The organism is Streptomyces sp. NPDC055013 (assembly GCF_053608645.1).
This window is the reverse complement of record NZ_JBSGVW010000032.1, coordinates 57,867-82,814: the sequence shown is the minus strand read 5'-3', so window position 1 is coordinate 82,814 and position 24,948 is coordinate 57,867. Positions and strand designations below refer to the sequence as shown.

Annotated in this window: 18 protein-coding genes; 10 read left to right on the top strand and 8 right to left on the bottom strand. The window is 69.4% G+C overall.

The genetic code is table 11. From position 1 onward, the window contains the following. The first annotated feature begins 1 nt into the window (after nucleotide 1). From ACWGDB_RS31695 to ACWGDB_RS31675, 5 genes are all read left to right on the top strand, one after another. Nucleotides 2-1,561, top strand: a complete 1,560-nt coding sequence (locus ACWGDB_RS31695) for a sugar ABC transporter ATP-binding protein (RefSeq protein ID WP_453825581.1) — start codon at nucleotides 2-4, stop codon at nucleotides 1,559-1,561. Next, nucleotides 1,554-2,516: an ABC transporter permease gene (locus ACWGDB_RS31690; protein WP_453825580.1), complete on the top strand. Its 963-nt coding sequence runs from the start codon at nucleotides 1,554-1,556 to the stop codon at nucleotides 2,514-2,516. Before ACWGDB_RS31695 ends, ACWGDB_RS31690 begins: the two co-directional genes overlap by 8 nt. Continuing rightward, complete coding sequence (locus tag ACWGDB_RS31685; RefSeq protein ID WP_453825579.1) at nucleotides 2,513-3,547, top strand: ABC transporter permease; 1,035 nt, start codon at nucleotides 2,513-2,515, stop codon at nucleotides 3,545-3,547. The genes ACWGDB_RS31690 and ACWGDB_RS31685 overlap by 4 nt, the downstream gene beginning before the upstream one ends. A 131-nt stretch (nucleotides 3,548-3,678) precedes the next feature. Then, nucleotides 3,679-6,039 (top strand): AbfB domain-containing protein, encoded by a 2,361-nt coding sequence (locus tag ACWGDB_RS31680; RefSeq protein WP_453825578.1) that lies wholly within the window; start codon nucleotides 3,679-3,681, stop codon nucleotides 6,037-6,039. A 104-nt stretch (nucleotides 6,040-6,143) separates the two neighbouring features. Next, on the top strand, nucleotides 6,144-7,646 hold the full coding sequence (locus tag ACWGDB_RS31675) for a glycoside hydrolase family 43 protein (protein ID WP_453825577.1): 1,503 nt from the start codon (nucleotides 6,144-6,146) through the stop codon (nucleotides 7,644-7,646). A gap of 64 nt (nucleotides 7,647-7,710) precedes the next feature. Here ACWGDB_RS31675 and ACWGDB_RS31670 read toward each other — a convergent pair whose 3' ends face one another. Beyond that, nucleotides 7,711-10,986: a LamG-like jellyroll fold domain-containing protein gene (locus tag ACWGDB_RS31670; protein WP_453825576.1), complete on the bottom strand. Its 3,276-nt coding sequence runs from the start codon at nucleotides 10,984-10,986 to the stop codon at nucleotides 7,711-7,713. Between the two features lie 318 nt (nucleotides 10,987-11,304). Here ACWGDB_RS31670 and ACWGDB_RS31665 point away from each other — a divergent pair, with 318 nt between their 5' ends. The 4 genes from ACWGDB_RS31665 (at nucleotide 11,305) to ACWGDB_RS31650 (ending at nucleotide 15,364) form a co-directional block, all read left to right on the top strand. After that, on the top strand, nucleotides 11,305-12,375 hold the full coding sequence (locus ACWGDB_RS31665) for a glycoside hydrolase family 43 protein (protein ID WP_453825575.1): 1,071 nt from the start codon (nucleotides 11,305-11,307) through the stop codon (nucleotides 12,373-12,375). A gap of 206 nt (nucleotides 12,376-12,581) precedes the next feature. After that, the gene (locus tag ACWGDB_RS31660) at nucleotides 12,582-13,439 is read left to right on the top strand and encodes a calcium-binding protein (protein ID WP_453825574.1); all 858 of its coding nucleotides are present in this window, start codon (nucleotides 12,582-12,584) and stop codon (nucleotides 13,437-13,439) included. A gap of 209 nt (nucleotides 13,440-13,648) precedes the next feature. Continuing rightward, complete coding sequence (locus tag ACWGDB_RS31655; protein WP_453825573.1) at nucleotides 13,649-14,770, top strand: hypothetical protein; 1,122 nt, start codon at nucleotides 13,649-13,651, stop codon at nucleotides 14,768-14,770. Nucleotides 14,771-14,848: 78 nt separating this feature from the next. Beyond that, a complete protein-coding gene (locus tag ACWGDB_RS31650; RefSeq protein WP_453825572.1) occupies nucleotides 14,849-15,364 on the top strand; it encodes a hypothetical protein in 516 nt (171 codons plus the stop codon). A 77-nt stretch (nucleotides 15,365-15,441) separates the two neighbouring features. On the opposite strand, the gene ACWGDB_RS31645 is transcribed toward ACWGDB_RS31650, so the two are convergent. The 5 genes from ACWGDB_RS31645 to ACWGDB_RS31625 form a co-directional block, all read right to left on the bottom strand. Further along, nucleotides 15,442-16,959: a SpoIIE family protein phosphatase gene (locus ACWGDB_RS31645; RefSeq protein WP_453825571.1), complete on the bottom strand. Its 1,518-nt coding sequence runs from the start codon at nucleotides 16,957-16,959 to the stop codon at nucleotides 15,442-15,444. A gap of 313 nt (nucleotides 16,960-17,272) precedes the next feature. Beyond that, nucleotides 17,273-18,088, bottom strand: coding sequence for an SAM-dependent methyltransferase (locus tag ACWGDB_RS31640; protein ID WP_453825570.1), 816 nt, complete (start codon nucleotides 18,086-18,088; stop codon nucleotides 17,273-17,275). A gap of 266 nt (nucleotides 18,089-18,354) precedes the next feature. Next, nucleotides 18,355-19,227, bottom strand: coding sequence for a helix-turn-helix transcriptional regulator (locus ACWGDB_RS31635; protein WP_453825569.1), 873 nt, complete (start codon nucleotides 19,225-19,227; stop codon nucleotides 18,355-18,357). Nucleotides 19,228-19,396: 169 nt separating this feature from the next. Beyond that, nucleotides 19,397-20,002: a DinB family protein gene (locus tag ACWGDB_RS31630; protein WP_453825568.1), complete on the bottom strand. Its 606-nt coding sequence runs from the start codon at nucleotides 20,000-20,002 to the stop codon at nucleotides 19,397-19,399. A 178-nt stretch (nucleotides 20,003-20,180) separates the two neighbouring features. Continuing rightward, complete coding sequence (locus ACWGDB_RS31625; protein WP_453825567.1) at nucleotides 20,181-21,497, bottom strand: MFS transporter; 1,317 nt, start codon at nucleotides 21,495-21,497, stop codon at nucleotides 20,181-20,183. An 89-nt stretch (nucleotides 21,498-21,586) separates the two neighbouring features. Here ACWGDB_RS31625 and ACWGDB_RS31620 point away from each other — a divergent pair, with 89 nt between their 5' ends. Beyond that, a complete protein-coding gene (locus ACWGDB_RS31620; RefSeq protein ID WP_453825566.1) occupies nucleotides 21,587-22,567 on the top strand; it encodes a winged helix-turn-helix domain-containing protein in 981 nt (326 codons plus the stop codon). A 157-nt stretch (nucleotides 22,568-22,724) separates the two neighbouring features. On the opposite strand, the gene ACWGDB_RS31615 is transcribed toward ACWGDB_RS31620, so the two are convergent. After that, a complete protein-coding gene (locus ACWGDB_RS31615; RefSeq protein WP_453825565.1) occupies nucleotides 22,725-24,116 on the bottom strand; it encodes an amidohydrolase family protein in 1,392 nt (463 codons plus the stop codon). A gap of 130 nt (nucleotides 24,117-24,246) precedes the next feature. Next, nucleotides 24,247-24,762 carry an Atu4866 domain-containing protein gene (locus tag ACWGDB_RS31610; RefSeq protein ID WP_453825564.1) on the bottom strand — a complete coding sequence of 172 codons (516 nt, stop codon included), beginning with the start codon at nucleotides 24,760-24,762 and terminating at the stop codon, nucleotides 24,247-24,249. Nucleotides 24,763-24,948 lie beyond the last annotated feature (186 nt).

The following is a 24,948-nucleotide window of genomic DNA, read 5'->3' as shown; positions in this document are numbered from 1 at the left end:
GGTGGCACCCCCCGCCGAAGTCCTCGCCGTCCGCGGACTGAGCAAGACCTTCCCCGGCGTCCGGGCCCTGGACGACGTGGACCTCACCCTGCACGCCGGTGAGGTCCACGCCCTGATCGGCGAGAACGGCGCCGGCAAGTCGACCCTCATCAAGCTCCTCACCGGCGTGTACCGCCCCGACGCCGGCGAGATCACCTTCCAGGGCGGCAAGGTCTCCTTCGCCACGCCCCTGGAGGCGCAGAAGGCGGGCATCTCGACCATCTACCAAGAGGTCAACCTGATCCCGCTGCTCAGCGTGGCCCGCAACCTCTTCCTGGGACGGGAACCGCGCAACCGCTTCGGCGTACTGGACATCGCCCGCATGAACCGGGAGGCCGAGGAGATCCTGAGCGGCTACGGCGTCCGCGTGGACGTCCGCCGGCCGCTGCGCACCCTCGGGGTCGGCGCCCAGCAGATGGTGGCCCTGGCCCGCGCAGTGGCCACCGACGCCCGCATCGTCATCATGGACGAGCCGACCTCGTCCCTCGAACCGCGCGAGGTCGAGACCCTGTTCTCGGTGATCCGGCGGCTGCGCGACGCGGGCATCGCCGTCGTCTACGTCAGCCACCGTCTCGACGAGCTCTACGCCGTGTGCAGCACGGTCACCGTCCTCCGCGACGGCCGGCGCGTCCACCACGGCCGGCTGGCCGACCTGGACCGCCTCGCCCTGGTGTCCACGATGCTCGGCCGGGACCTGGGCGAGGTCCGCGAGGAAGGTCTCACGAAGTTCACCGGCGACCACCAGGCCGCCGACACCGAACCGGTGCTCGACGCCGCGGAACTGACGGTGCCGCACAAACTGCACGGAGTGTCCCTGAGCATCCGTCCCGGCGAGGTGGTCGGCCTGGGAGGACTGCTCGGCTCCGGACGCACCGAGACCGCGAAGGCCATCTCCGGTGCCCTGCCCGTCCGTTCGGGCCGGGTCACGGTGGCCGGCGTCCCGCTGCGCGGCGGTTCGGCACCGGCCGCCATCCGGGCGGGCGTCAGCCTGCTGCCGGAGGACCGCAAGAGCGAGGGCATCGTCCCCGGCCTGTCGGTCCGGGAGAACATCGCGCTCGCCGTCCTGCCCCGCCTGTCCCGCTTCGGTCTCGTCTCCGAGGCCCGTGTCGACAGCGTCGTCGACACGTTCATCAAGCGGCTGCGCATCAAGGCCTCCTCACCGCACCAGAAGGTCGGCGAGCTGTCCGGCGGCAACCAGCAGAAGGTGCTCCTCGCCCGCTGGCTCGCCATGAACCCCAAGGTGCTGCTGCTCGACGAGCCCACGCGCGGCATCGACGTCGGCGCCAAGGCCGAGGTGCAGAAACTCGTGGACGAACTGGCCGCCGACGGCCTGGGCGTCCTGCTCATCTCCTCCGACCTGGAGGAACTGATCGAAGGGTCCGACCGCGTGGTCGTACTGAAGGACGGTGCCGTCGTGGGCGAGTTGTCCGGCGACGACGTCACCGAGGACAAGCTGATGCGCACCATCGCCGGGGACGCCGCGGTGGAGCACCTGGCCAAGGAGGTGGCCACCGATGGCTGAGGTCACCCTCCGCACCGCCCCGCTGGACAAGGCGCGCGTACTCCAGTGGCTTCAGACCTACGGCGTCTACGCCGGCGTGGCGGTGCTGCTCGTCGTCAACACCGTCATCACCCCGCACTTCCTCTCCGCGGAGAACTTCCGCACCCAGGCCGTCCAGGTCGCCCCGGTCATCATCGTCGCCCTCGGCATGGCCCTGGTCATCGGCACGGAGGGCGTCGACCTGTCGGTCGGTGCCGTGATGGCACTGGCGGCCTCCGTCACCGCGCTCTACCTCGGCTACGGACTCCTGCCCGCGCTGCTCGTGGTCGCGCTGTTCGCCGCCGGGGTCGGGCTGGCCAACGGCGCGCTGGTCGCGCTCGTCGGCGTACAGCCCATCGTGGCGACCCTGGCGCTCATGGTCGGCGGCCGGGGCCTCGCCCTCGTCCTGCTGCCTCAGCTGGAAGACCTGCGCAACCCCTCCCTGGCCTCCCTGGGTTCCGGCGACATCCTCGGCATCCCGTACCTGATCCTGATCGCCGCCGTCCTGGCCCTGCTGGTGGCCTTCGTGGTGCGCCGCACCACCTTCGGACGCCAACTCCTCGCCATCGGCGACAGCCGCCCGGCCGCGCAGCTCGCCGGGCTGCCCGTACGGCGCGTGCTGATCATCGTGTACGTCGTCTGCGCACTGCTCGCCGCCGTCGCGGGCGTGCTGGCGACCGCCCGCCTCCAGGCCAGCGACCCGACCTCGCTCGGCAACCTGATGGAGCTGTCGGCGATCACGGCGGTCGTCGTCGGCGGCACCCCGCTGACCGGCGGCCGGGTCAACATCGCCGGCACCGTGGCGGGAGCCGTCCTCATCCAGCTGCTCACCGCCACCCTCATCAAGCACGATCTGCCGCCCTCCTGGACCCAGATCGCCCAGGCCATAGTGATCGTCGCCGCGGTCTACGCGGCACGGGGACGGGGGAAGCGATGACCGTCACGAAAGCGGACGCGCCCGTGACCACCGCGAGTAACGAGCCGACGGGGGAGACCGAACCGGTCGGATCCGCCCGCTCCGAGAGGCTGAGCGCCCTGATCCAGCAGCACGGCGCGCTGGCCGTACTGGTGCTGGTCTCCCTGGTGGCGTCGTTCTCCTTCGACGCCTTCGCCACCGGCGACAACATCGGCAACATGGCGACCAGCTCGGCCTTCCTGGCGATCGTCGCCCTCGGCATGACCTTCGTGATCATCACCGGGGGCATCGATCTGTCCGTCGGCTCGCTGTTCGCCCTCGGCGGTGTCCTGGCGGCCTGGGGGTCACGCCACGGCACCCTGGTGGCCCTGCTGCTGCCGCTGGCGGTGTGCGGGCTGATCGGTGTCGTCAACGGCCTGCTGGTCGCCCGCTCCCGCCTCGCCCCGTTCATCGTCACGCTCGCCGCCATGCTGGGCGCGCGCGGCCTGCTGCTCGCCATCACCGACGAGGGCGCGGACACCTTCCTGATCGGCAAGGGCTCGTTCCTCGCCGAACTGGGCCAGGGCACCACCCTGGGCCTCGGCAACCCGGTGTGGATCACCCTGGCCCTGTTCGGGGCGGGCGCCGTCGTGCTGCGCCGCACCCGCTTCGGACAGCACGTGTACGCGGTCGGCGGCAACGAGGACGCGGCGGCCCTGATGGGCGCCCCCGTCGCACGCACCAAGGTCCTCGTCTACACCCTGTCCGGGCTCCTCGCCGGGCTGGCCGGCGCACTCAACGCCGCCTGGCTCGCCTCCGGCGTCACCATCCTCGGCAACGGCATGGAACTGGAGGCCATCTCCGCCGTGGTGATCGGCGGGACCCTCCTTACCGGCGGCCTCGGCTACGTCAGCGGCTCACTCGTCGGCGTCCTGCTGCTGAAGGTCATCCAGAACGTCATCAACCAGATCGGCTCCCTCGACTCCTCCTACCAACAGGTCGTCAGCGGCGCCTTCCTCGCCGTCGTCGTCATCGCCCAGACCTGGCTGGGCCGCAGACGGCAGCTCATGTAAAGCCCCGGACGCGGCAGTCGGGCCCCTCTTCCGCCCCGGCTGCCGCGTCCGGTTCCAGGCGGCCGACCCCGGCCACCGCGCGGCCGCTTCTCGCACACGCACGTCTCCCACCCCCTCATCAAGGAGCCACGATGCGTCGAGTACCCGTACGCCGTTCACCGTTCCCCTGGCTGAGACGCAGAGTGCGAGGGGCCACCACCGCGTTCGCCGCGTTGGCCCTGCTGGGCGGCACGGCTCTCGCAGCCGCCGGCAGCGCCGGCGCCGCGCCGAGGGCCTGGACCCCCAAGCCCTCACCCATGACCACCCCGTGGACGAACCAGGTCCCCACCGACAACCCGCTCCCCGAATACCCCCGCCCCCAGCTGACCCGCCCCGACTGGGCCAATCTCAACGGCATCTGGGACTTCGCCGTCACGTCGGCGAACGCCGGCCAGCCGGCCTCCTTCACCGAGCAGATCCGGGTCCCGTTCGCCGCCGAGTCCGCCCTCTCCGGCATCCAGCGCAGGATCACCCAGAACGACAAGCTCTGGTACAAGCGCACCTTCACCGTCCCGTCGAACTGGAACGGCCGCCGTGTCCAGCTCAACTTCGGCGCCGGCGACTGGCGTACGACCGTCTGGGTCAACGGACGTCAGGCAGGCGCCACCCACAGCGGCGGCTTCGACGCCTTCTCCTACGACGTCACCGACCTCCTCAACGGTGGCACCAACACGATCGTCGTCTCCGTCTGGGACCCCACCGAGACAGGCGGCCAGGCGGTGGGCAAGCAGCGGATCCGCGACGTCGCCCCACACCCCGGCGGTGGCATCTTCTACACCGCGGCGTCCGGCATCTGGCAGACCGTGTGGCTCGAACCCACGGCCCCCGCGCACATCACCCGCCTCGACATGGTGCCGGACCTGGCGAACAACCGCCTCAAGGTCACCGTCCGAGGCGCCGGAACAAACGGCCATCAGGCCCGCGTCACCGTCTCCACCGGCGGCACCACGGTCGGCACCGCCACCGGCCCGGTCGGCACCGAATTCACCGTGCCAGTCCCGAACCCGCGCCTGTGGACCCCGGAGGACCCCTTCCTCTACGACGTGAAGGCCGATCTCCTCTCCGGCACCACGGCCGTCGACTCCGTCGGCGGCTACACCGGCATGCGCTCCATCGGCATCGCCCGGGTCGACGGCGTTCTGCGCCCCGTCCTCAACGGCAAGTTCGTCTTCCAGACCGGCACCCTCGACCAGGGCTACTGGCCGGACGGCATCTACACCGCGCCCACCGACGCCGCCCTGCGCCGCGACCTTGAGAAGCACAAGGACCTCGGCTTCAACATGGTCCGCAAGCACATCAAGGTCGAGCCGCAGCGCTGGTTCTACTGGGCCGACCGGCTCGGACTGCTGGTCTGGCAGGACATGCCGTCCATGGAACACACCCCCGACGCCGCCGCCCGCACCCAGTGGGAGGCCGAGTACGACCGCATCATCGACCAGCACCGCAGCTCACCGTCCCTGGTCATGTGGGTCAACCAGAACGAGGGCTGGGGTCAGTACGACCAGGCCCGCATCGCCGACAAGGTCAAGGCCTACGACCCCTCGCGCCTGGTCGACAACATGAGCGGCGTCAACTGCTGCGGCGCCGTCGACGGCGGCAACGGCGACGTCGTCGACCACCACGTCTACGTGGGCCCCGGCATCACCGTGCCCAGCGCCACCCGCGCCGCCGTCCTCGGCGAGTTCGGCGGACTCGGCTTCAAGGTCGCCGGTCACGAGTGGTATCCCGGCGGCGGCTTCAGCTACGAGGACCAGCCCGACCTCGCCCACCTCGACAACCGCTTCGTGGGCCTCATCGACGCCATCCGCGAGGTACGCATGCCCCGCGGCCTGTCCGCCTCGGTCTACACCGAGATCACCGACGTAGAGAACGAGGCCAACGGCCTGCTCACCTACGACCGTCAGGTGGTCAAGGTCGACGAGACCCGGGTGCGCGCCGCCAACCGCGCCCTCATCGACGCCTCCCGCGGATCGACGGCCCCCATCACCCTGCCCGCCAACCAGTACAAGTCCCTGCGCGTGACGACACCCGGCCACACCGAACGGTACGTGCGCCACAAGGACGGAGCGGCCTTCACGGAGGTCGTGGGCAGCGGCAGCGACGCCCTGCTGAAGAACGACGCCACCTGGAAGATCATCCCCGGCCTCGCCAACAGCTCCTGCTACAGCTTCGAGTCGCGCAACTACCCCGGCGAGTACCTGCGCCACCGCGAGTACCGCGTGTACAAGGAGTCCGGCAGCGGCGACCTGTTCCGGGCCGACGCAACCTTCTGCCCCGTCCCGGGTGCGAACGGGGACGTACGCCTCTCCGCCTACAACTACCCGGAGCAGTACCTGCGCCACTACAACGCCGAGCTGTGGCTCGCCACCCCGGGCGGCACCCACGCCTGGGACGACCCCGCCCTCTTCACGGCGGACACCACGTGGGCCGTCGAATCCCCGTGGGCCCCGTGACCGGGGCGCGGTGAACGCAGCCGTACGGCGGCGGCGCGTCATGGGATGCGCCGCCGCCCCGGCCGTACCCCGATCGTCTCCCTCCGGCCTCACCTGGAGCCCCCATGACCGTCCGAACGACCGGCCTCCTGGCCAGGACCCGCGCCGTGCTGCTGGCAGGCGGCCTGCTCGCCACGCTGTCGCCGACCCCGGCCGCCGCCGCACCCGACCACACCACCGCCGAGTCCGGCAACCCCTTCGTCGACGGCTGGTACGCCGACCCCGACACCGTCCGGTACGGCGACCGGTACTGGGTCTTCCCCACGACCTCGAAGGTCTACGCCGAACAGACCTATCTGGACGCCTTCTCCTCCACCGACCTGGTCCACTGGACCAAACACCCGATGGTGCTGTCCACGCCGGACATCCCGTGGGCCGAGTACGCCCTGTGGGCGCCGGCACCGGTGGAGCGCAACGGCAAGTACTACCTCTACTTCGCCGCCGACGACATCCAGAACGACTCCCAGCTCGGCGGCATCGGCGTGGCTGTCGCCGACCGTCCCGAGGGCCCCTACAAGGACGCCCTCGGCAAACCGCTCATCTCCCGGTTCCACAACGGCGCCCAGCCCATCGACCAGGACGTCTTCATCGACGACGACGGCCAGGCGTACATGTACTACGGCGGTTGGCACCACGCCAACGTCGTCAAGCTCAACCCGGACATGACGAGCCTCGGCACCTTCGACGACGGCACCACCTACAAGGAGATCACCCCGGAGAACTACACAGAGGGCTCCTTCATGTTCAAACGGAACGGCAAGTACTACTTCATGTGGTCCGAGGGAGGCTGGACCGGCCCGGACTACTCGGTCTCCTACGCCATGTCCGAGTCACCCACCGGTCCCTTCCGGAAGATCGACAAGGTCCTCGCCCAGGATCCCGCCGTCGCCCGCGGCTCCGGCCACAACTCGGTAGTCAACGTACCGGGCACCGACATCTGGTACATCGTCTACCACCGCCGTCCGCTCGGCGAGACCGACGGCAATCACCGTCAACTCGCGTACGACCGGCTGCACTTCAACACCGACGGAACCATCCGCCGCGTCGAGATGCGCGTGCGGGACAACTTCGCCGACGGCAACGCGCTGGGCTGGAAGACCTACGGCGGGACCTGGTCGGCCGGTGGCGGACGGTACCGGACGGGCTCATCCGCCGGCGGCAAGGCACTTCTCGACACGAACTTCGCCGACCTCACCTACGACGCCGACGTGACGCCTCAGGGGCGCGGTGGCGACGCCGGAGTGACCTTCAGAGTGACCGGGCCGGGGGCCGGCCCGGACAGCTACTCCGGGTACTACGCGGGCATCAGCGCCGGCGGCAAGGTGCTGCTCGGACTGGCGGACGGCGGCTGGACGCCGCTCGGGAGCCGCGAGTTGGCGATCGCCCCGGGTTCCACGCACCGGCTGCGGGTCACTGCCGTCGGCGCCTCGATCGAGGTCTACGTCGACGACATGACGACGCCGAAGATCTCCGTCACCGACAGCACGTACGGCAGCGGCGCCACCGGCGTCCGCGTCTTCGGCACCGCGGCCTCCTTCGACAACGTGGCGGTCTCACCCGCGCGGTGACCTGACGTGAACGGGCCCCGGCGGGGAGTGGTGTCCCGCCGGGGCCCGTTCGCCGCCGCTGTCGCTACGGCTTCTCGTCCGTGTGGAGCGCGCTCACCTCCTCGGCGGTGAGCGCCTTGTCGTAGGCGTGGACCTCGTCGACAGCGCCGTTCCAGAAGTCGGTGTCGTTGCCGCCCCACTGGGCGCGGCCGACGGCCAGGGAACCGGTGCTGGGGTAGGCCGCTCCGCCGGTGGCGCTCGCCGCCGGCTTTCCGTCGACGTACAGCTTGATCGTGTTGTCGGCGCTGTCGCGGACGCCGACGAGGTGGTACCAGCGGCCCTTCTCCGCGGTCGTGACCAGGCGGGCGCGGTTCTCGCCCGGTGTGCTGAAGGCGAACGCGCCCTGCCCGTACTGGAGGTAGAACGGGCTGGCCTGGCGCCGGGTGTCCTGGCTGACCGCGGTGGCGTAGTTGCCGGGGAGCTCGTCCAGCCGGACCCACGCGGACACGGAGTAGCTTCCGGTGGTGTCGAGCACCGGCCCGTCGGTCTCCGCGTACTGGCCCTGACCGTCGGACTTCAGCGCGCTGCCGCGGACACCGGGCGTCCAGGTGGTGCCCTCGCTGAGCGTCAGGCCCTTGGCGTTCGGACCGGAGTCCTTCGCCGTGTTCCCGCTGCCCTCGTCGAGGGCCCAGGACCCGCCGCCCTCGAGCGTCTGCCGTTCGCCCGCGGCGGCACCGGCGGCGATGACCGCGCGGTTGACCTCGCGGACCCTGACCGGGTCGACCTTGATCTCCCGACGGTCGTACGTGTACAGGCCGTTGAGTTCGTTCTCCAGGTCGGAGATCTGGGTGTAGACCGAACCGGACAGCTCGGCGCCGGCCTGGTCGACATAGAACTTCTCTGTGTTCTCGACGTACTTGCGGGTCAGCGCTTCCTTGTCGGCGACACCGCTGTAGATCACCGTCGGGGCGCCCGGCCACATGTGCCCGGGGGTGCGCAGGGTGAAGCCACCGTGCTCACCGTCCATCGCGGCCCGTCTGTCGTCGGGGAACGGCGGGTCCTCGTTGTTGTAGTCGTGATGGTCGATGATGTCGCCCTTGCCCGAATCGCCCTTGGAATTGCAGCAGTTGACACCGCTGTGGGCGTTGACGACACGGGAGGGGTCGGCCTCCTTCACGGCCTCGGCGATCTTGCCGGTCTCGGTGCGGTCCCACTCGCCCCAGCCCTCGTTGAAGACGATCCAGCCGATCACGGAGGGCGCGTTGTGGTGCTCCCGCATCATGTCCCGGCCCTGGTCGACGAAGGCGCGCCGCCCGGTCTCGTTGGTGATGTTCCCGGAGACGAAGTCCTGCCAGACCAGCAGGCCGAGCCGGTCGGCGTGATAGAACCAGCGCGCGGGCTCCACCTTGATGTGCTTGCGCACGGCGTTGAAGCCGAGCTCCTTGTGGGCCTTCAGATCGAACGCGAGGGCCTCGTCGCTGGGCGCGGTGTACAGGCCGTCGGGCCAGAAGCCCTGATCGAGGGTGGCGAGGGAGAAGACCGGTTTTCCGTTGAGCACGAGTTTCTGGAAGCCGCCGACCTTCTCGATGCCTATCTCGCGCATCCCGAAGTAGCTGCCGATCCTGTCGCTCGACCTGCCGTCGGTGAGCTTGACGTCGAGGTCGTAGAGGTAGGGGTCGTCCGGGCTCCACAGGTGCTGGTTCGCCACCGGCAGCCGCAGCTGCTTGTTGGCCGGCCCGCTGACCTTGCCGACGACCTTGCCGCGCTTGTCGCGGGCCACCGCCTCGACCCGGGCCCCGGCGGACGCCTTGCCGGACTCCACCGTCACCGCGAGGCTGCTCGTGTCGATGTCGGGTGTCGAGACAACGTTATCGATCGCGGCGCCCGCGACCGGCTCCATCCAGACGGTCTGCCAGATGCCCGACGACTGGGTGTAGAAGATGCCGCCCGGGTTGGTGGACTGCTTGCCCATCGGCTGGTCGGCGCCCCCGGTGTCGGTGACCGCGACCACGACCTCCTGCGGCCCGGTGCCCTTCAGCGCGTCCGTGATGTCGGCGCTGAAGGCGTCGTATCCGCCGGTGTGTTCGGCGACCTTCGTGCCATTGACGAAGACACGGGCCTGGTAGTCCACGGCGCCGAAATTGAGCTTCAGCCGGTTGCCCTCGCCGTCCTTGCGGACCTTCCAGTCCTTGGGGACGTTCACCAGCTTGCGGTAGAACATGTGGTCCTCGTGCCGCTCCAGCCCGGAGAGCTGCGACTCCACCGGGTACGGCACGACGATCTTCTCGTCGAGGTCCTTGCCGAACACCGGCTGCTCGCCCGCCTCGGCACCGCTGAACTGCCAAGGACCGTTGAGGTTCTTCCACTTGGAGCGCACCTGCTGCGGACGCGGGTACTCCGGCAGCGGCTTCTTCTCGTCGACCTTGTCGCCCCACTTGGTGGTGAGCCGGTGGGTGGAGGCGTTGTCGGCGTAGCGGATGACCTTCGGTACGGTCTCGCCGCCGGACGTCAGGCCGCCGGCGCCGTCGTAGGTGACCCGCACCTGCTGGTTCTTCTGGATGGGTTCGGCGAGCGTCACCAGCAGGGAGTTGCGGTCCCCGGGAGCGACGGTGACCGACTTCAGGGGCATGGCCGTGGTGTCGGCCTCGACCTTCAAGTGGTCCTTGACCGCCTGGAGGTCGCCGACCCTGCCCTCGAACCGGGCTCGCAGACGGCGCCCGTCCGCGGCCACGGACAGCTCCACCGGGTAGACCTCGAAGCCCTCGGGCGGGGTGAACGCCGACATCGGCACGAGCTGCTTGGACAGGCCCGGGCCGGCCCAGCGCAGGAACATGTTGGAGCCGCCGAGGTCCTGGAACATCTCCAGGCGGAAGTCGTGCTTCTCGCCCGCGGTGAGCCGGATCGCGGAGCTGGTCTGCTCCTTGTCCCAGTCCGGCTCCCAGTGGTCGATGACCGGCTCGCCGTCGATGTGGAGGCGGAAGCCGTTGTCGCCGATGGCGTAGAAGGTGTAGTCGCCGGTGGCGGGCGCCTCGATCTGGCCCGTCCAACGGGCGGTCGTGTGCTCCGTCTTGCCGGTGAGCTCCTGGAAGGTGCTGGTCAGGCCCGAGAAGTTGACTTGCGGGTCGAGCAGCGTGCCACCGAGTTCGGCGAAGTCCCGTGCGCCGGGGGCCGACATGCTGAAGTACTCGCCCTTGAGGCCGTGCACCTCGACGTCGGCTGCTTCGGTGGCGAGCACTGAGGCGCTGCCGGTCGGCTCAACTGCCGACGCGGTGGCGGCCAGACCGCTCGGGGGCACAACGAGAGCGGCCGTAGCCAGCAGCGCCCACAGTCTGGTCCGTGGGCGGATGTGTTGTCTTGTCATCGAACCTTTCCTCGCACAGAGGCCGCGGACCGGGGCCGGTCATCTGGAAGGACCAGGCCGCACTTGAATGACGTAAGGCCGTTACGGACGCGGTCGGGCGGCTCTTTCAACGTTGGAAATCCTGCGACAGCCGAAATGACAACACGGCCCTCGACTGCTGTCCAGACCTCGCGCACCACTCGGTCGGTCACGCTCACCAGGCTTCTGCGGCAGGCGACTTGTGGCACTCGGCCCTCTGTGGCATTGACATGCGCGCGACTCGTAACGATGCTGCTGGAGAGCTGTTCCATCGATGGAAAGCGAGACGTCGCGGTGACCATGAAACGTCCTCGCCGCATCACCGGCGCCGTGGCCGTGCTGCTGTCCGGCCTTCTCGCTGCCGTCCTGTCCCTGACGTCCGCCGATCCGGCGCAGGCGGGCCAGACGAGTCTGCGGGCCGCGGACCCGAGTGTGCTCCGGGTCGGTGGCACCTACGTCTCGGTGCAGTCGGCCGGTGGCGGCATCGTCGTGCGGCAGGCCCCGTCGACGGACGCCCTGGCGACGGCGCCCGCCCGGCAGGTCTGGAGCGACGCCCGTAACCTCGGTGAGGTCTGGGCTCCAGAGATCGTGCGGGACGGCGGCCGCTACTACATCTACTTCACGGCGGGCCGCGGACCGGCCCACCGCATGTACGTCATCAGCTCAGCCGCCCCGGACAGCGGATACTCGGCCGAGACCGAACTGGCCCTGCCGGATGACAAGTGGGCCATCGACGGCACCCTGTTCACCTTCAATGGGCAGCGCTGGTTCGTGTGGTCCGGTTGGGCCGGCGACACCAACGTCGAGCAGAACCTCTACATCGCCCGCATGAGCAGCCCCACCACTCCGACCGGCGCGCGCCACATCGTCTCCCAGCCCCGGGAGAGCTGGGAGCGGGTGGTCGGCGACCCGTTCATCAACGAGGCTCCCGAGGCCATCAAGGACCCCAACGGTCAACTGCACATCGTGTACTCCGCCAACGGCAGCTGGAGCGAGCAGTACTGCCTGGCCGACCTGCGACTGCGCGCCGGGGGCGACCCGACGTACGTGTGGGACTGGTACAAGTCCAACGGCTGCCTCTTCGGTCCCAACCGCGCCACGCTGATGCCCGGCTGGGATCCGACCCTGAACGTCAACGGCCCCGGACACCACAGCTTCGTCCTGCTCGACGGCGACATCGGCACGAGCCCACCCGCCGGCCCGAGGTTCCCCCTGATGTTCCACGCGGTCCCGAAGGGGACGCCGTACGCGTGGGAGAACCGGTACTGGTACACCGGCACGTTCTGCTGGTGGGGCAACACCACCTACAGCCGCGCCAACGTCCCCGGTGCGAACACGAACACCGGCTGGAGTCTCAAGTTCTTCGAGTAGGTTCAGCCGGCTCATGCCCAGAGCCGCCGTGCCGATGGCCCTACCGTCCCTCCAGGTCGCACAAGGTCCCTCCACCTGAGGGGGCAACGATCCGGCCGGTTCGGCAGTCGTAGGGGAGTGACGGACTTCCGTCACTGGAGCCCTCTGCCAACCGCCGTTCCCCTTCCGGTGGTTGGCGGCAGGGCCTGTCATCCCTGGGAGGGTTCATGAGCCGCTACGCCACACCGCTCGGCGACAGACCGAGCGGCGGGGACGACATCGCTGCGTCCACCGCCGGCGCAAGTGCCCCGCAGAGCAGACCCGTCGGTCGCGGGGCGAGCCGCGGTGTCGTGCTGGGGGCTGCCGTCGTTCTGCTGGCCGGTGTTGGCGCCCAGGCCGATGCGGCGGCCGGCGAACCTGTGGTCAGCGGTGCCACCGTCAACTCCGGACGGGACGTCATCGTGGGTATCACGCACGACGTGGTTTTCCCGGTCACGGTCGGTGGCTCGGACGACTCCGGCCTGTCCTTCGTAGACGTGGATCTGAAAGGCCCGCACGGCGGCTTCTACACCACCGACGCGTTCTGCGAGAGCGCGACGGCCTGCACGACGGTGTTCACCGTCAACGCCCACCCGGCTCCAGGCAGCGACGATCCGGTGGACCTGGCCAACGCCAACGCGGGAACATGGTCGGTCGACGCCTTGGCCGACGCCAACGACGGCGCGTCCGTCTTCGCCCCGCGCGTGGGGTCGTTCAGCCTCAAGCGTGCCGCGCAGCTCACGGTCAACGCGTCACCCGAGCCGGTGACGAAGGGCGCTCGTATCACCGTCACCGGCAAGCTCGTGCGGGCCAATTGGGACACCTATCGGTATGCGGGATACACGGGCCAGACCGTGCACCTGCAATTCCGCCCGAAGGACAGCAGTACCTACACCACGGTGGCCGCGGTGAGGACCAGCAGCACCGGAACACTGCGCACCACGGTCAAGGCGGTCAAGGACGGCTACTGGCGTTGGAACTTCGCCGGCACGACCACGACCGGCCCGGCCAAGGCCACCGGTGACTACGTCGATGTACGCCCCTGATCCGACACACACCGCGGCTCGCAGGCCGGGCGGCTCGTCCCCCGGCAACAGCGCGCCACGACCCCGCACCTACGACGTCCCGTCGTCACGTCCCTGCGCTGACAAGGTGTCGATGCGTCGTATGGTTCCCGCTGAGGTCGCTGCGCCGGGATGTGAGGGTGTGCAAAATGTCGTGGCTGAGGAAACCCGGTAGGCGGACGGTCGGGCTCGTGGTCGCGGTCAGTGCGGCGCTGGCGCTGACCGCCTGCGGACCGGGAAGACCTGACGACGCGTCCTCGGGGGACCGTGAGGCGAAGTACAAGCGCGTCATCGAGGACCCTCACCCGCGCCCTGCCGACGTCATCGAGATGGCCGGCGCACCCACCGGAGTGGTCCGCGCGGGCGAGGGCTCGCTGCTTCTCACGTACTACGCCGGCAATGTCGAGGACGACGAAGGGCCGGCTGCGTCCGCGTGGCGCATCATCGGCCCGGACGGCGCTACGGTCGCTCAGCACGCGGAACACGCCGACGCGGAGGCGACACGAGCCGCGTACAAGGGAGTGACCGGCGGTTTTGTGCGGGTGCCGCCGGGTGAAGGAGCCCAGGGAGCGTACGCCCTCGATGTACGAGGCAAGCGGCAGAAAGTCGTCATCACCGAGACCCCGTTGCGCACCCGACCCGGCGACGTCCTGCTCGCCGAACTGGAGCCGACCCTCGTCTACCGTCCCGCCACGCGCACCGTGGCGCCTCCGGCCGGAGTGCCGGAAGACGCCGTCCGTCTCGCCGTGGACGAGCGGGGCACGGTCTGGAGCCTGGACCAGTCGCTGACCGGGGACCCCGACCGCATCCGGTGGCAGCTCGACGGCCGCACCTCGGGCTCCACGGCGGTACCGAAGCCGTACGCGGGTGGCGTCCTCGTCGCGCGCGGTGGCACCGCGGCGCTGTCCCTCACCCGGGACGAGAGCGTGAGCGGTCTGCTGGTGACGACGGACAGCGGCGAGCACTGGAGGACGGTCCTCGACGGCGGTGTTGCCTGGACGGACTTGACGCGTGGCCCGGAGTCGCTGGTCCTGGACGTCCTTGACGACGGGCGACTGCTCGTCGGCGAGGAAGGCGGCCGCTACTGGCTCGCCGACGACCACACCAACAGCGCCTTCCGTGAACTGAAGACGCCGACCGCGTTCACGTCGCTCACCGTCCACGGCAAGACGCTCTACGGCACCGCGGACGCGACGACAGCGACGTACAGGCTGGTGAAGGGCGAAGGGCTGTGGATCTCTCGTGACGGCGGCCGTGACTGGCGGCGCCACGAGGCCACGTGTTCCGCTTTGTCCTCTGGCCAACGCGCGTAGACCGCGGGCACCATTCTTCCTGTACCACCTGCACAGCCGCCCCACAGGAACCGTGGCCCACCGCAGGAAGGTCCCCCCATGAAGGTCACTCAGGCCTTGAAGCTCCGCTCGGTCCTGACCGCTCTCGCGCTCGTCATCGCCCCGGGTGCCGTCGTCATCGGCACCGCCGGCGATGCGTTCGCCGTCACCAAGATCAGTCACGCCACCGCGACCTCGATGTTCCAGCAGGTCGGCATCACCTGGTCGTCGTCCGGGAACTGCTCCAACCGCAACAATCCCACCTGTACGTCCTTCGAGCAGCTCAACCTCGCCACCGCACAAGGCGCGCAGACGCTCAAGCGTGCCAGCGGCTGTGCCCTGAACATCACGGGCGGCACCGAGACGGGACACGCCTCCGGCACGTACTCGCACTGGAACGGCTACAAGCTCGATTACGGCAAGTACGCCTGTCTCGGGAACTACATCAAGAACACTTTCACCTACATCGGCCCGCGCGGCGACGGGGCTCCCCAGTGGCGTTCCGGCTCGGGCAACATCTACGCCGACGAGGGCAACCACTGGGACGTCCTCTACTACAACTGCGGCGGTTGCTGAAGCCCGCGCCCGCACGGCACCGATTCGTCTCTGCTCTTCCGGCAGTCTTCCTGGGGCTGCCGGAAGTGCTCGCATCGTCATCTCGTGCCTCGGGCTTCGCCTGCTGGGCTGGGGCCTGCCCTGGCGATGAGCAGGGCTACGTCGTCGTGGTCGTCATCGTCACGCAGGGTGTGCAGGAGGAGGTCGCAGGTGGCGTCGATGGAGCGGTTGGGGTCGTCCAGGACGTTGAGGAGAGCGTCCAGGCGGGCGTCGATCGGCTGGTCGCGGGTCTCGATGAGGCCGTCGGTGTACAGGACGAGCTGATTCCCGGGCCCGAACTTGATCGAGGTGGAGTCGAAGGAGATGCCGCAGCCGCCCAGGGGCGCGCCGGTGGGCAGGTCGAGCAGCTCACGTGTGGCGTCCGGGCGGAGGAGTACGGGCGGTAGGTGTCCGGCAAGGGAGACGTGGCATTGCGCGGTGTGGGGATCGAAGACGGCGTAGACGCAGGTCGCGATGGTCTCGAGGCCGTCCGTGATGTGGTCGAGGTGGTGGAGGACCTCGTCGGGCGGCAGATCGAGGTCGGCCAGCGTTCTGGTGGCGGTACGTAGCTGTCCCATGGCGGCAGCGGCTGTGACGCCGCTGCCCATGACGTCGCCGACGACGAGGGCGGTCTTGTCGCCGTTCAGGGGAATGACGTCGAACCAGTCGCCGCCGATCTCGATGGTGGCCTGGGCGGGGCGGTAGCGGAAGGCGACATCGACACCAGGCCGTTGTCGAGGGGGATGGGGCAGCAGGCTGCGCTGGAGGGTGAGGGCGGTGCGCCGCTGTTCCTCCACGGCGTGGTGCCGGTCGGTGACATCGACGCTGGAGGTGGCCACGCCCAGCACTTTCCCGTTGGGGGATTCGAGCCGGTAGAACGAGATCGACCAGGCGTGATCGTTGTCCGGGTCGGCCGCCGTGCGGCCGACGATGTACTGGTCGACAATCGGTGTCCCGGACGCGAGGACTTCCCGCATGGCGCCTTCGAAGGACTTGTCCAGGTAGGGCACCACCTCGTGGACGTGGCGGCCGATGTGCTCGGCGGCCGGCACGCCGTTCATCCGTTCCTCGGCGGGGTTGACCGAGATATACCGAAGATCGGTGTCCAGCATGCCGAGCCCGATCGGTGACTGGGACACCAGCTGGGCGGACAGGGCCAGGTTCCGCTCCACCTGCCGTAGCGTCGCCTGATCCGTGGCCAGGCCCAGAGCCCAGTACTCGCGGTGGTCGTCCTGCAACCGCATGTTGCGGAACTCCACCAAGCGGCTGCTGCCGTCCTTGCGCCGGACGGGAACGACCCCGGCCCAGCTCTCGCCGCCCTGCATGACCTGCGCGAACAGCGCCAGCACCGTATCGAGCTGCTCTCTGTCGATCAACAGCTGGCCCGCGTACTGGCCCAGTGCCTCCTCGGCGGTGTAGCCGAAGAGGGTCTCGGCCTGCGGGCTCCAGAGATCGATCCTGCCCTCGGCGTTGAGGAGGACCGCGGCCACGTTCAGCACATCCAGCAATCCGCCCGGCCTGGACGCAACCACACCCGCCGTGCCGGGATCGTCGCGGAAGGGTTCGGTCGCGCCCATACCTCAGGCCTCCTTCCCGCCGCAGATCAGGCTGCCGCACTGCCAGGCTGACAGGTGCGGGCACCAGTACCCGGCAATCCCATCGTCCTCCTCCGCAGCCGACGCGTGCACGCCAGCGCCGGCGAGAGCGGCAGCCTGCCGGACACCACCTCGCCGGGTTCGGCGGCTGGGCTTGTTGCGCCGACGGGCTTGCGGTTCGCCGGGGGCAGGCCGGCTATCTGCGGATGGCCGGTCTACGTGGGCCCAGGCATGCCAACGTGGACGACCTTCTCGGAGCTGCAGGGCCCAGCTCCGAGCTGCAGGTCATTCACTCCTACGCCTTCCGGGCGAGTCCGCCGTGTTCGGCAACGACCTCCGCGGTGGGCAAGCCGGGCTCGGGTCGCCACCGCGTCACCGAGACGACACCGGGTGCGATGAGGTCCAAGCCGTCGAAGAACGTGGTGATCTCGTCGATCGTGCGCAGGTTGTAAGGAACGGCGCCGCTGTCGTTGTAGGCGTCCTGGGCCTGCTCGAAGACCGGGTCGATGCCGCGGGAACCGTCGTTGATGGAGAGATAGCTGCCCGAGGGCAGGGCACTCATCAGCCGGGTGACGATGGAGCGGGCCTGGTCGTAGTCGGCGACGTGGCCCAGGATGTTGCTGAGGATGAGCGCGGTGGGGCGGCCGAAGTCCAGTGTCTCGGAGGCGGCGGCCAGGATGCGGTCCGGGTCCGTCACGTTGGCGTCGATGTAGGCGGTCGCACCCTCCTGGGTGGAGTAGAGCAGGGCGCGAGCGTGGGCGAGCACCATCGGATCATTGTCCACGTAGACGATCCGAGTCTCGGGGGCCAGCTGCTGGGCGACCTCGTGGGTGTTCTGCGCGGTTGGAAGACCGGTGCCTATGTCCAGGAACTGCCGGATGCCCGCCTCGGAGACCAGATACGAGATGTTCCGGCGCAGGAAGGCCCGGCTGGAACGGGCGATGGTGACGATGCCGGGGAAGACCGCGGTGTAGGCGTCGCCTGCTTCCTCGTCGACGGGATAGTTGTCCTTGCCGCCGAGCCAGTAGTTCCAGATCCGGGCGGAGTGCGGAACCGAAGTGTCGATCTTCTGATGGTTCGCGGGTTCCGGCGTCGTCACAGGGTCGGTCATCAGTCGTGTCCGTTCTTGAACCGCAACATGGATGCTTCACGGCACAACCTACGTCCGAACGCCCTCTGTATCCGCACCAGTTCACACTTTCCCGGCTGGTGCGGCAGTCGCCGCGATGCCGCCGAACAGCTTCTCCCCGAGGGTGAATCCTCGGTGCGGACGCCCGCCCCGCTCGCCGACCGGTACGGCGCTGCCCCTGAGCAGCCCGCGTTCGCCCTGTAGCGGCAGGCCCAGTCGCCACCGGGCTCACCTGATCCTGTATGCCGCTACTGCTCGTTGACGGCGAGGCCCGCCGCGGGTACCCCTGCCTGAGCCTGCTCCGGCTGTGTGGCCATGGCCCTCAGCGTCTCGAAGGCGGCCGCGGTCGGGCCGGCCGGTTCAGCCTGATAGACCACCAGTTGCTGGTGCGAGGCCCGGTTGACGGTGAAGGCCGCGAACTTGACGTGCAGGTCTCCGACCTGGGGGTGTTTGAGATGCTTGCCCTCTTGGGACTTGCCCTTCACGTCGTGCGTCCGCCAGATTTCGGCGAACTCCGTGCTCTGGGCGGACAGTTCCGCGACGACTTCGGCGATGCGGGCCGATTCGGGGTCGTGTCCGTACGCGGCCCTGATCTCGGCGACGCAGGAGTGCGCGGCTCGCTCCCATTCCTGGTAGAACTCGCGTCCTGCCGGGTCGACGAACATCATGCGGGCGAGGTTGTCGAACTTCTCGAACCCGCTGTGGAGGGCTGTGGCGAGGGAGTTGCCCGCCATGACGTCGAGGGCCGGGCCGACGACGAAGGCCGGAGTGTGCTCCCATCCGTCCATCAGCTGCAACAACTGCTGGCTGACGTCTGTCCTGCCCCGGTCGCGCGGGCGCTGCGAGGCGGTGAGGCAGAGGCGGTTGAGATGGTCGGTGGCTTCCGCGTCCAGTTTCAGGGCCCGTGCCACGGCATCGAGGACCTGCGGGGACGGGCTGTTCTCGCGCCCCTGTTCCAGCCTGACGTAGTAGTCGGAGCTGACCCCTGCGAGGAGCGCGACCTCCTCCCTGCGTAGTCCCGGCACCCGGCGTCGCCCGTGTTCGGGAAGACCGACGTCGTGTGGCTTGAGGGCTTCTCGGCGGGCTCTGAGGAAGTCACCCAAAGGCGTCTCACTGCTCATGTGGCAAGACTAGGAGCTGGCCGGGCGATCATGTGACTGCCCCGAGAAGGACGATCCGTTACGTCGACGCCGCCGTCGCCCAGCTACCAGGCCGAGGGTCACGCGATCCGCGAGGGGACATCACCCGGCTCTCCCCTCTCCAGCATGGCGACCTGAACCTGCTCGGCCGCTACAGCTTCACCGCCTCACCCCGGCCGCCGGCGCCCTGGGCCGACCTGGCGGCCTGCTCGATCTTCGCGCAGTAGGCTGCACGGGCTTCCTCGTCGATCTGCTGCTCGTTCTCGGCGCGCACCCCGGTCCGGCCGTCGAGGCCCTCGCGCAGGATGTCGGCGTGCCCGGCATGCCGGACGGACTCGCCGAGTACATGGACCATGACGGCGAACAGGTTCGTGTTGGGATAGCGCTCCACCCACCACGGCACGTGGCCGGGGGCGTCGAGGGGAAGCTCGTTGATCGTCGCGTCCGAGTGTTCCCACGTGCGCCGGTAGAACCCGATGATCTGATCGCGGGTCTCGTCCTCGGTCGCCCACTGATCGCTGCCGTCGGAGTCCTGCCACCGGCACAGCGGTTCCGGGGAAGGGCGGTCGAAGACCTCGCCGAAGTACCTGGCCTCGACGGTGGCCACGTGTTTGACCAGACCGAGGAGGTTGGTCCCGGTCGCTGTCAGAGGCCGGCGGGCGTCGTATTCGGACAAGCCGTCGAGTTTCCAGAGCAGCGCCTCGCGGTCCCGCCGTAGTCGCCTGTGCAGGTTGTCCTTCGCGAATTCATCGATCATGCGGCATGAACCTTTCCATGGGCTGTTCGTGGTCTCAAGATCCCGTACGTGGTCCGCAACGCCTGGCAGAGCCGAGGCTTAGGACTCCTAGCACAGTGAGCTACCGGGAATGGCTGTGCGTCAGAGAGACGTGGGGGTGGGGTGCGTGACGGCTCGCGGCCGACCGGACCCGCGACGGTTACTGCGCAGGAGAAATACACGCATGCTGTTCGGTGCCGTTCTCTGATCCCGTTGAGCAGTTCGGGACGGGGACCGGGGAGGTGGGCGGGTGCCAGGTGAGAATCCAGCCGGCGGTGAGCACTGCCGCGCCGCCTGCCAGGGCGATTGCGCCGCCTGTTCCGATGCCGGCGGCCACCGAGCCGAAGCAGGCCGGCCCGACGCCCTGCAGCGTCATGCTGCCGGAGCCGAGCAGACCGAAGGCCTGGCCCTGGCCATCCCGCGGCAGGGCGTCCAGGAACGGCCGTTGCAGGCCGAGACCGTAGGCCAATCCGAAGCCGCAGAGCAGCAGCAGACAGGATGAGACGCCCACTCCGGGCTCGGTGGCGAAGCCGACCAGCGGCAGTCCCGTCAGCGCAATCAACGGGACTACCAGTCGCTCCCGGGCGGGCGGCCGTAGCAGTCGACCCACCAGCAGGTCACCGACAAGCATGCCGACCGGCAGACAGCCCATCAGCACCGCGTACCAGCCGGGCGCGAAGTGGCGTCCTCCCGCGTAGGCGACGATCAGACCTTCCGCGCCCGCCACGAACCCGGGCGGTAGCCACTGGGCCAGCATCAGTCGTCGTACCGTGCGTCCGCGCAGCAGCAGGCCGGCACCGTGCAGGCTTGCCCGGACGGCCCCGCCATCGCCCCGGGCGCGGCCGGGTGTGCCGCCGAACTCTCCGGGCTCCAGCCGGGGTAGCCGGATGCGGATGGCGAGCGCGCAGCCGAGGAAGAGGGCGGCGCTCACCGCGAGCGCCCGGTGCGGACCGAGTACCGCGACGACCGCACCTCCCAGCGCCAGACCGAACAATTGCGCGCCAGAGGAGGCGATGTTGTTCAGTGAACGGCCCAGTACATAGGCGTCGCCCTTCAGCCACTGCGCGACCAGCCGACTCGACGCGCCGCCGAACACCGGTGTGGCGAGGGCGACCAGCGCCACTACACCGAGGCTTACCGCGATCGGCATCCGCACCAGGGCGAGCAGCAGGGCGGCGGCGCACTCCAAGGCGTAGCCGCCGGCGATGAGCGCGCGGGGCGGCAGTCGGTCGGCCAGTGAGCCCAGCAGCAGCGAGCCGAACAACTGCGGGAGAAAGCCGATGCCGAAGGCCAGCGCGCTCAACAGCGCGGAGCCGGTGGCCGCGAAGACCAGCACCGAGAACGTGGTGATCCGCAGCGAGCCCGCAGTGATCGCGACGGCGCGGGTCGAGAAGAGCAGCCGGAATCGCGGCTCGGCCAGCACCTCCCGGTAGGTGGCACGGTGGTTGCCCTGCGCGGGTTCGGCGGTTGGGGTCATGACGCCGAGCCTCGCCGTGCGCCCACGCCACTCACCAATGATTCGTCGCTGGACGAATCGAAACAGACGTCCGGCGGTAGCATCGCAGGGTGCTCCGCTTCGAAGTCTCCGTCGAGGACCTGCTGCGCAGCCGCTTCGCACTGTCGCCCGCGATGGACCTCTGCCTACTGCTGCGCTCGCTCGCCGGCCAGAACCGGCCGCTGCCGCGAGCCTGGGCCACCCGGCTCCGGCCGGCCTTTGAACGGCTTCGCCGCGAGACCGAACTGGACGCCGCCCTCGCCCTGCAAGCCCCGCAAGGTGGACCGAACTTCGTCGCCCCGCCCCCGCGCGGCACCAACCAGACCTGGGCGGACGACCTGGCCATGATCCGGGCCACACCGCTGGAAGCGGCCCGCCACGAATTCGCCACCACCGCGACCGGCCCGTCCGCCCGTGATCCCCGCGTACGCGCAGTGCTGGACTCCACGGACGCCGTCTCCAGGATCGCCGAGGCGATGGATCAGGCGTGGCACGAGCTGCTCGCCACGGACTGGCCGCAACTGCGCGCGATCTGTGAGCGCGATGTCGTGCACCGGGTGGGTGTGATCGGCGAACACGGATGGGCCACGGCCATCGAGAGCCTGCATCCGAGCATCGCCTGGCGCGCCGGCGGTATCGAGATCGGCTTCTTTTCCCCAGTCGGAAGCGTCCGCCTCGCCGGCGACGGGCTACTGCTCATCCCTTCGGTCTTCGTCGCGAATATCGCCGCCCACCTGGAAGACCCCTGGCCCAGGACCTTGGTCTATCCCGCGCGCGGCACCGCCGCCCTGTGGGGCGAACAGGCGACCGTCCCCCAACCGGACGCGCTGACCGCTCTGGTCGGCCGGGCCCGAGCCCGGCTGCTGTTGGCGCTGGACGCCCCGGCCAGTACCAGCCACCTCGCCCGAAGCCTCGCCATGGCACCCGGCGCGGTTGGAGACCACCTCGCCATCCTGCGAGGCGCGGGGCTGCTCGTCCGCGCCCGATCCGGACGGTCGGTCCTCTACCGGCGCACCCCGCTCGGCGAGGCGCTGGTCGCTGGTTCGGGCTGAGGGCTCAGATCAGCACTGGTTGTCGCGGTCTTCCAGGGGCCGTACCTCTCGGGAAGATCCCGCCACTGCACTCCGGGCCGCACCTGGTGCATGCTGGCAACAACACCCCAGGCACGGGGCAGTCACATGACGCCCGGAGCCGGGGCGGCGGGGATGTTCAGGGGGTCGAGGTGTTCAGCACGTATTCGCGTGACGCGTACACCTCGCTGCGCAGGGCGTTCAGGTCGATGTCGAGGACGTGTCCGTCCCACTTGCGGGGTTCGCCGTTGATGAGAACGGCGCTGATGTTGCGCGCGTCGGAGCCCAGCACGATCGTGCCGATGGGGTCGTTGAGCGGCATGTTGTTGAGGTCCTCGGCCCGGATGACCAGCAGGTCGGCCTTCTTGCCCGGAGTGAGTGAGCCGGTGACGCCGGCCAGACCGTTGGTGTGGGCGCCCTGGAGGGTGGCGAAGTCCAGGACGTCGTGGGTCGTGATGCGCAGGGGCTGGCTGTCGGTGCCGTAGGCGGCGTGGACCGCGCGCATCCGCTGGATGGCGTGCAGGGCCCGCATCTGCGTGAACATGTCGCTGGCCAGGGCGACTTCGACGTCGATGCTCAGGCCGGGGCGGATGCCGACGGCGAGGGCCTCGTCGACGGCCGGTATCGCGGTCTCCAGTCCGATCTGGGCGTCGGAGGTCGGGGCGAGGGCCACGGTGGTACCGGTCCCTCCCATGGCCTTCCATGCCTCGGAGGTCAGTCCTGTTGAGTGGATGAGGGCGACGTCGGGACTGAGGATGCCGTCCTCGGCCCAGCGCAGGACCGCCTCGGAGGAGGACGTGCCGAAGACGGCGTCCACGCTCACACCGATGCCCAACTCCGCCGCAACACGCGCTAGTTCGGGACCGTAGGCGAGAACCGGGCCGGCGATCTCGTCGGTGGCCAGCGTCGCCAGGCGCAGGGTGAGCAACTGGTCGGTGCTGCTGAAGTACTGGTCCTTGAGGCGGGTCAGGTCGCCGGGCCACTGCCGGTCCCACTCGCCGAAGTGCGGTCCCATGGAGGCGTGGACGCCGCGGATGCCGGTGTCGACGAGGGCCTCGATGGCGGCGTCGGAATGTTCGCGGGTGCGGGAGTTGTGGGAGAAGTCGAGCATCGTCGTGATGCCGCTGTCGATCGCGGTCAGGGCGGCCAGCTTGGTGCCGGTGTACATGTCCTGGGGCCGGTAGACGGTGGCGTATCCGGCCAGGGTGGACATGACGTAGCCGCCGAGGTCGTCGACGTCCGGCATGATCCGGCGCAGCTGGGCCTGCCAGGCGTGCCGGTGGGTGTCGACGAATCCGGGGGTGAGGATCGCGCCCATGGCGTCGACGACCACGGCACCGTCCACGTCGAGGTGACGGCCGACGGCGGTGATCGTGTCGCCCTCGACGAGGAGGTCGCCGCCGTTGATGACGCCGAGGTCGGGGTCCATGGTGACGATGGTCGCGCCGCTGAACAGGATGCGCCGCCGGTCGGCCGGCCGACGCCGGACTTCTTCGAGGACGGCGGCGCTGGTGGTGTCGTTGACGTGCAAGAGAGGTCTTCTTTCGGTACGGCGGACAGGGCCGTGAGGATGGGCCTTGCGCTGGAGGAGGGGAGGGGAGCAGGGGAGACTGAGATGCTCGAACGCCAGCCGGGACGTGAGTCGCGGCGCCCAGGGAGGGTCAGCCGAGCTTCATGACGTAGCCCGCGTGGTGCAGTTCGTCGCCCTGGAACTCGCCGTAGGCCCAGAAGCCGAGGTCGTCCAGGTAGTCGATGCGGTCGCCGTCGATCCAGTACCGGCCCTGGTAGGCGTGCGGGCGCCCGCCCCGGGTCTCGTCGTAGCGGCCGTCGGCGGTGAGCTCTTGGTGCAGGAAGTCGTTCCTGTCGATCCAGACGCCGAGGCGGGGGCTGCCGGTCAGGTCCGCGGCGGCCGGGATGCCCGCCTCGGGGGCGGTGGCCCGACCCGGAACGTCGGTGCCGGACCACAGGACCGGCCGGCCGGCTGCGACGAGTGCGCGGACCTGCTCGGGCCGGGTCATGAGGGTGGCCACCGCGCTCGGCACGTCGGCGGCGAGCGAGTCGGGCACCACCAGAAACTCGGGGTTGTTGCCCGGGGTCAGCGTCGCGACGTACTCGGAGCGGTGGCCGCGGCCGCCGACCAGCGCGACGGTGTCCACCACGGCGGGGGCGATGGTCATACCGGTGCAGTCGACGACGATGGCGTTGTCGTCCCCCCGCGGCGGTGATGATGCCCGGTCCGACGCCCACGAGCAGGGAGCCGACGAACAGGAGGTCGGCGCCGCGCATGGTTCCGATCAGCGGATCCATCGTCAGGATGCGGGCGTTGGTGAAGAGGACGGGACGCCCCTTGTCATTCGAAAGGA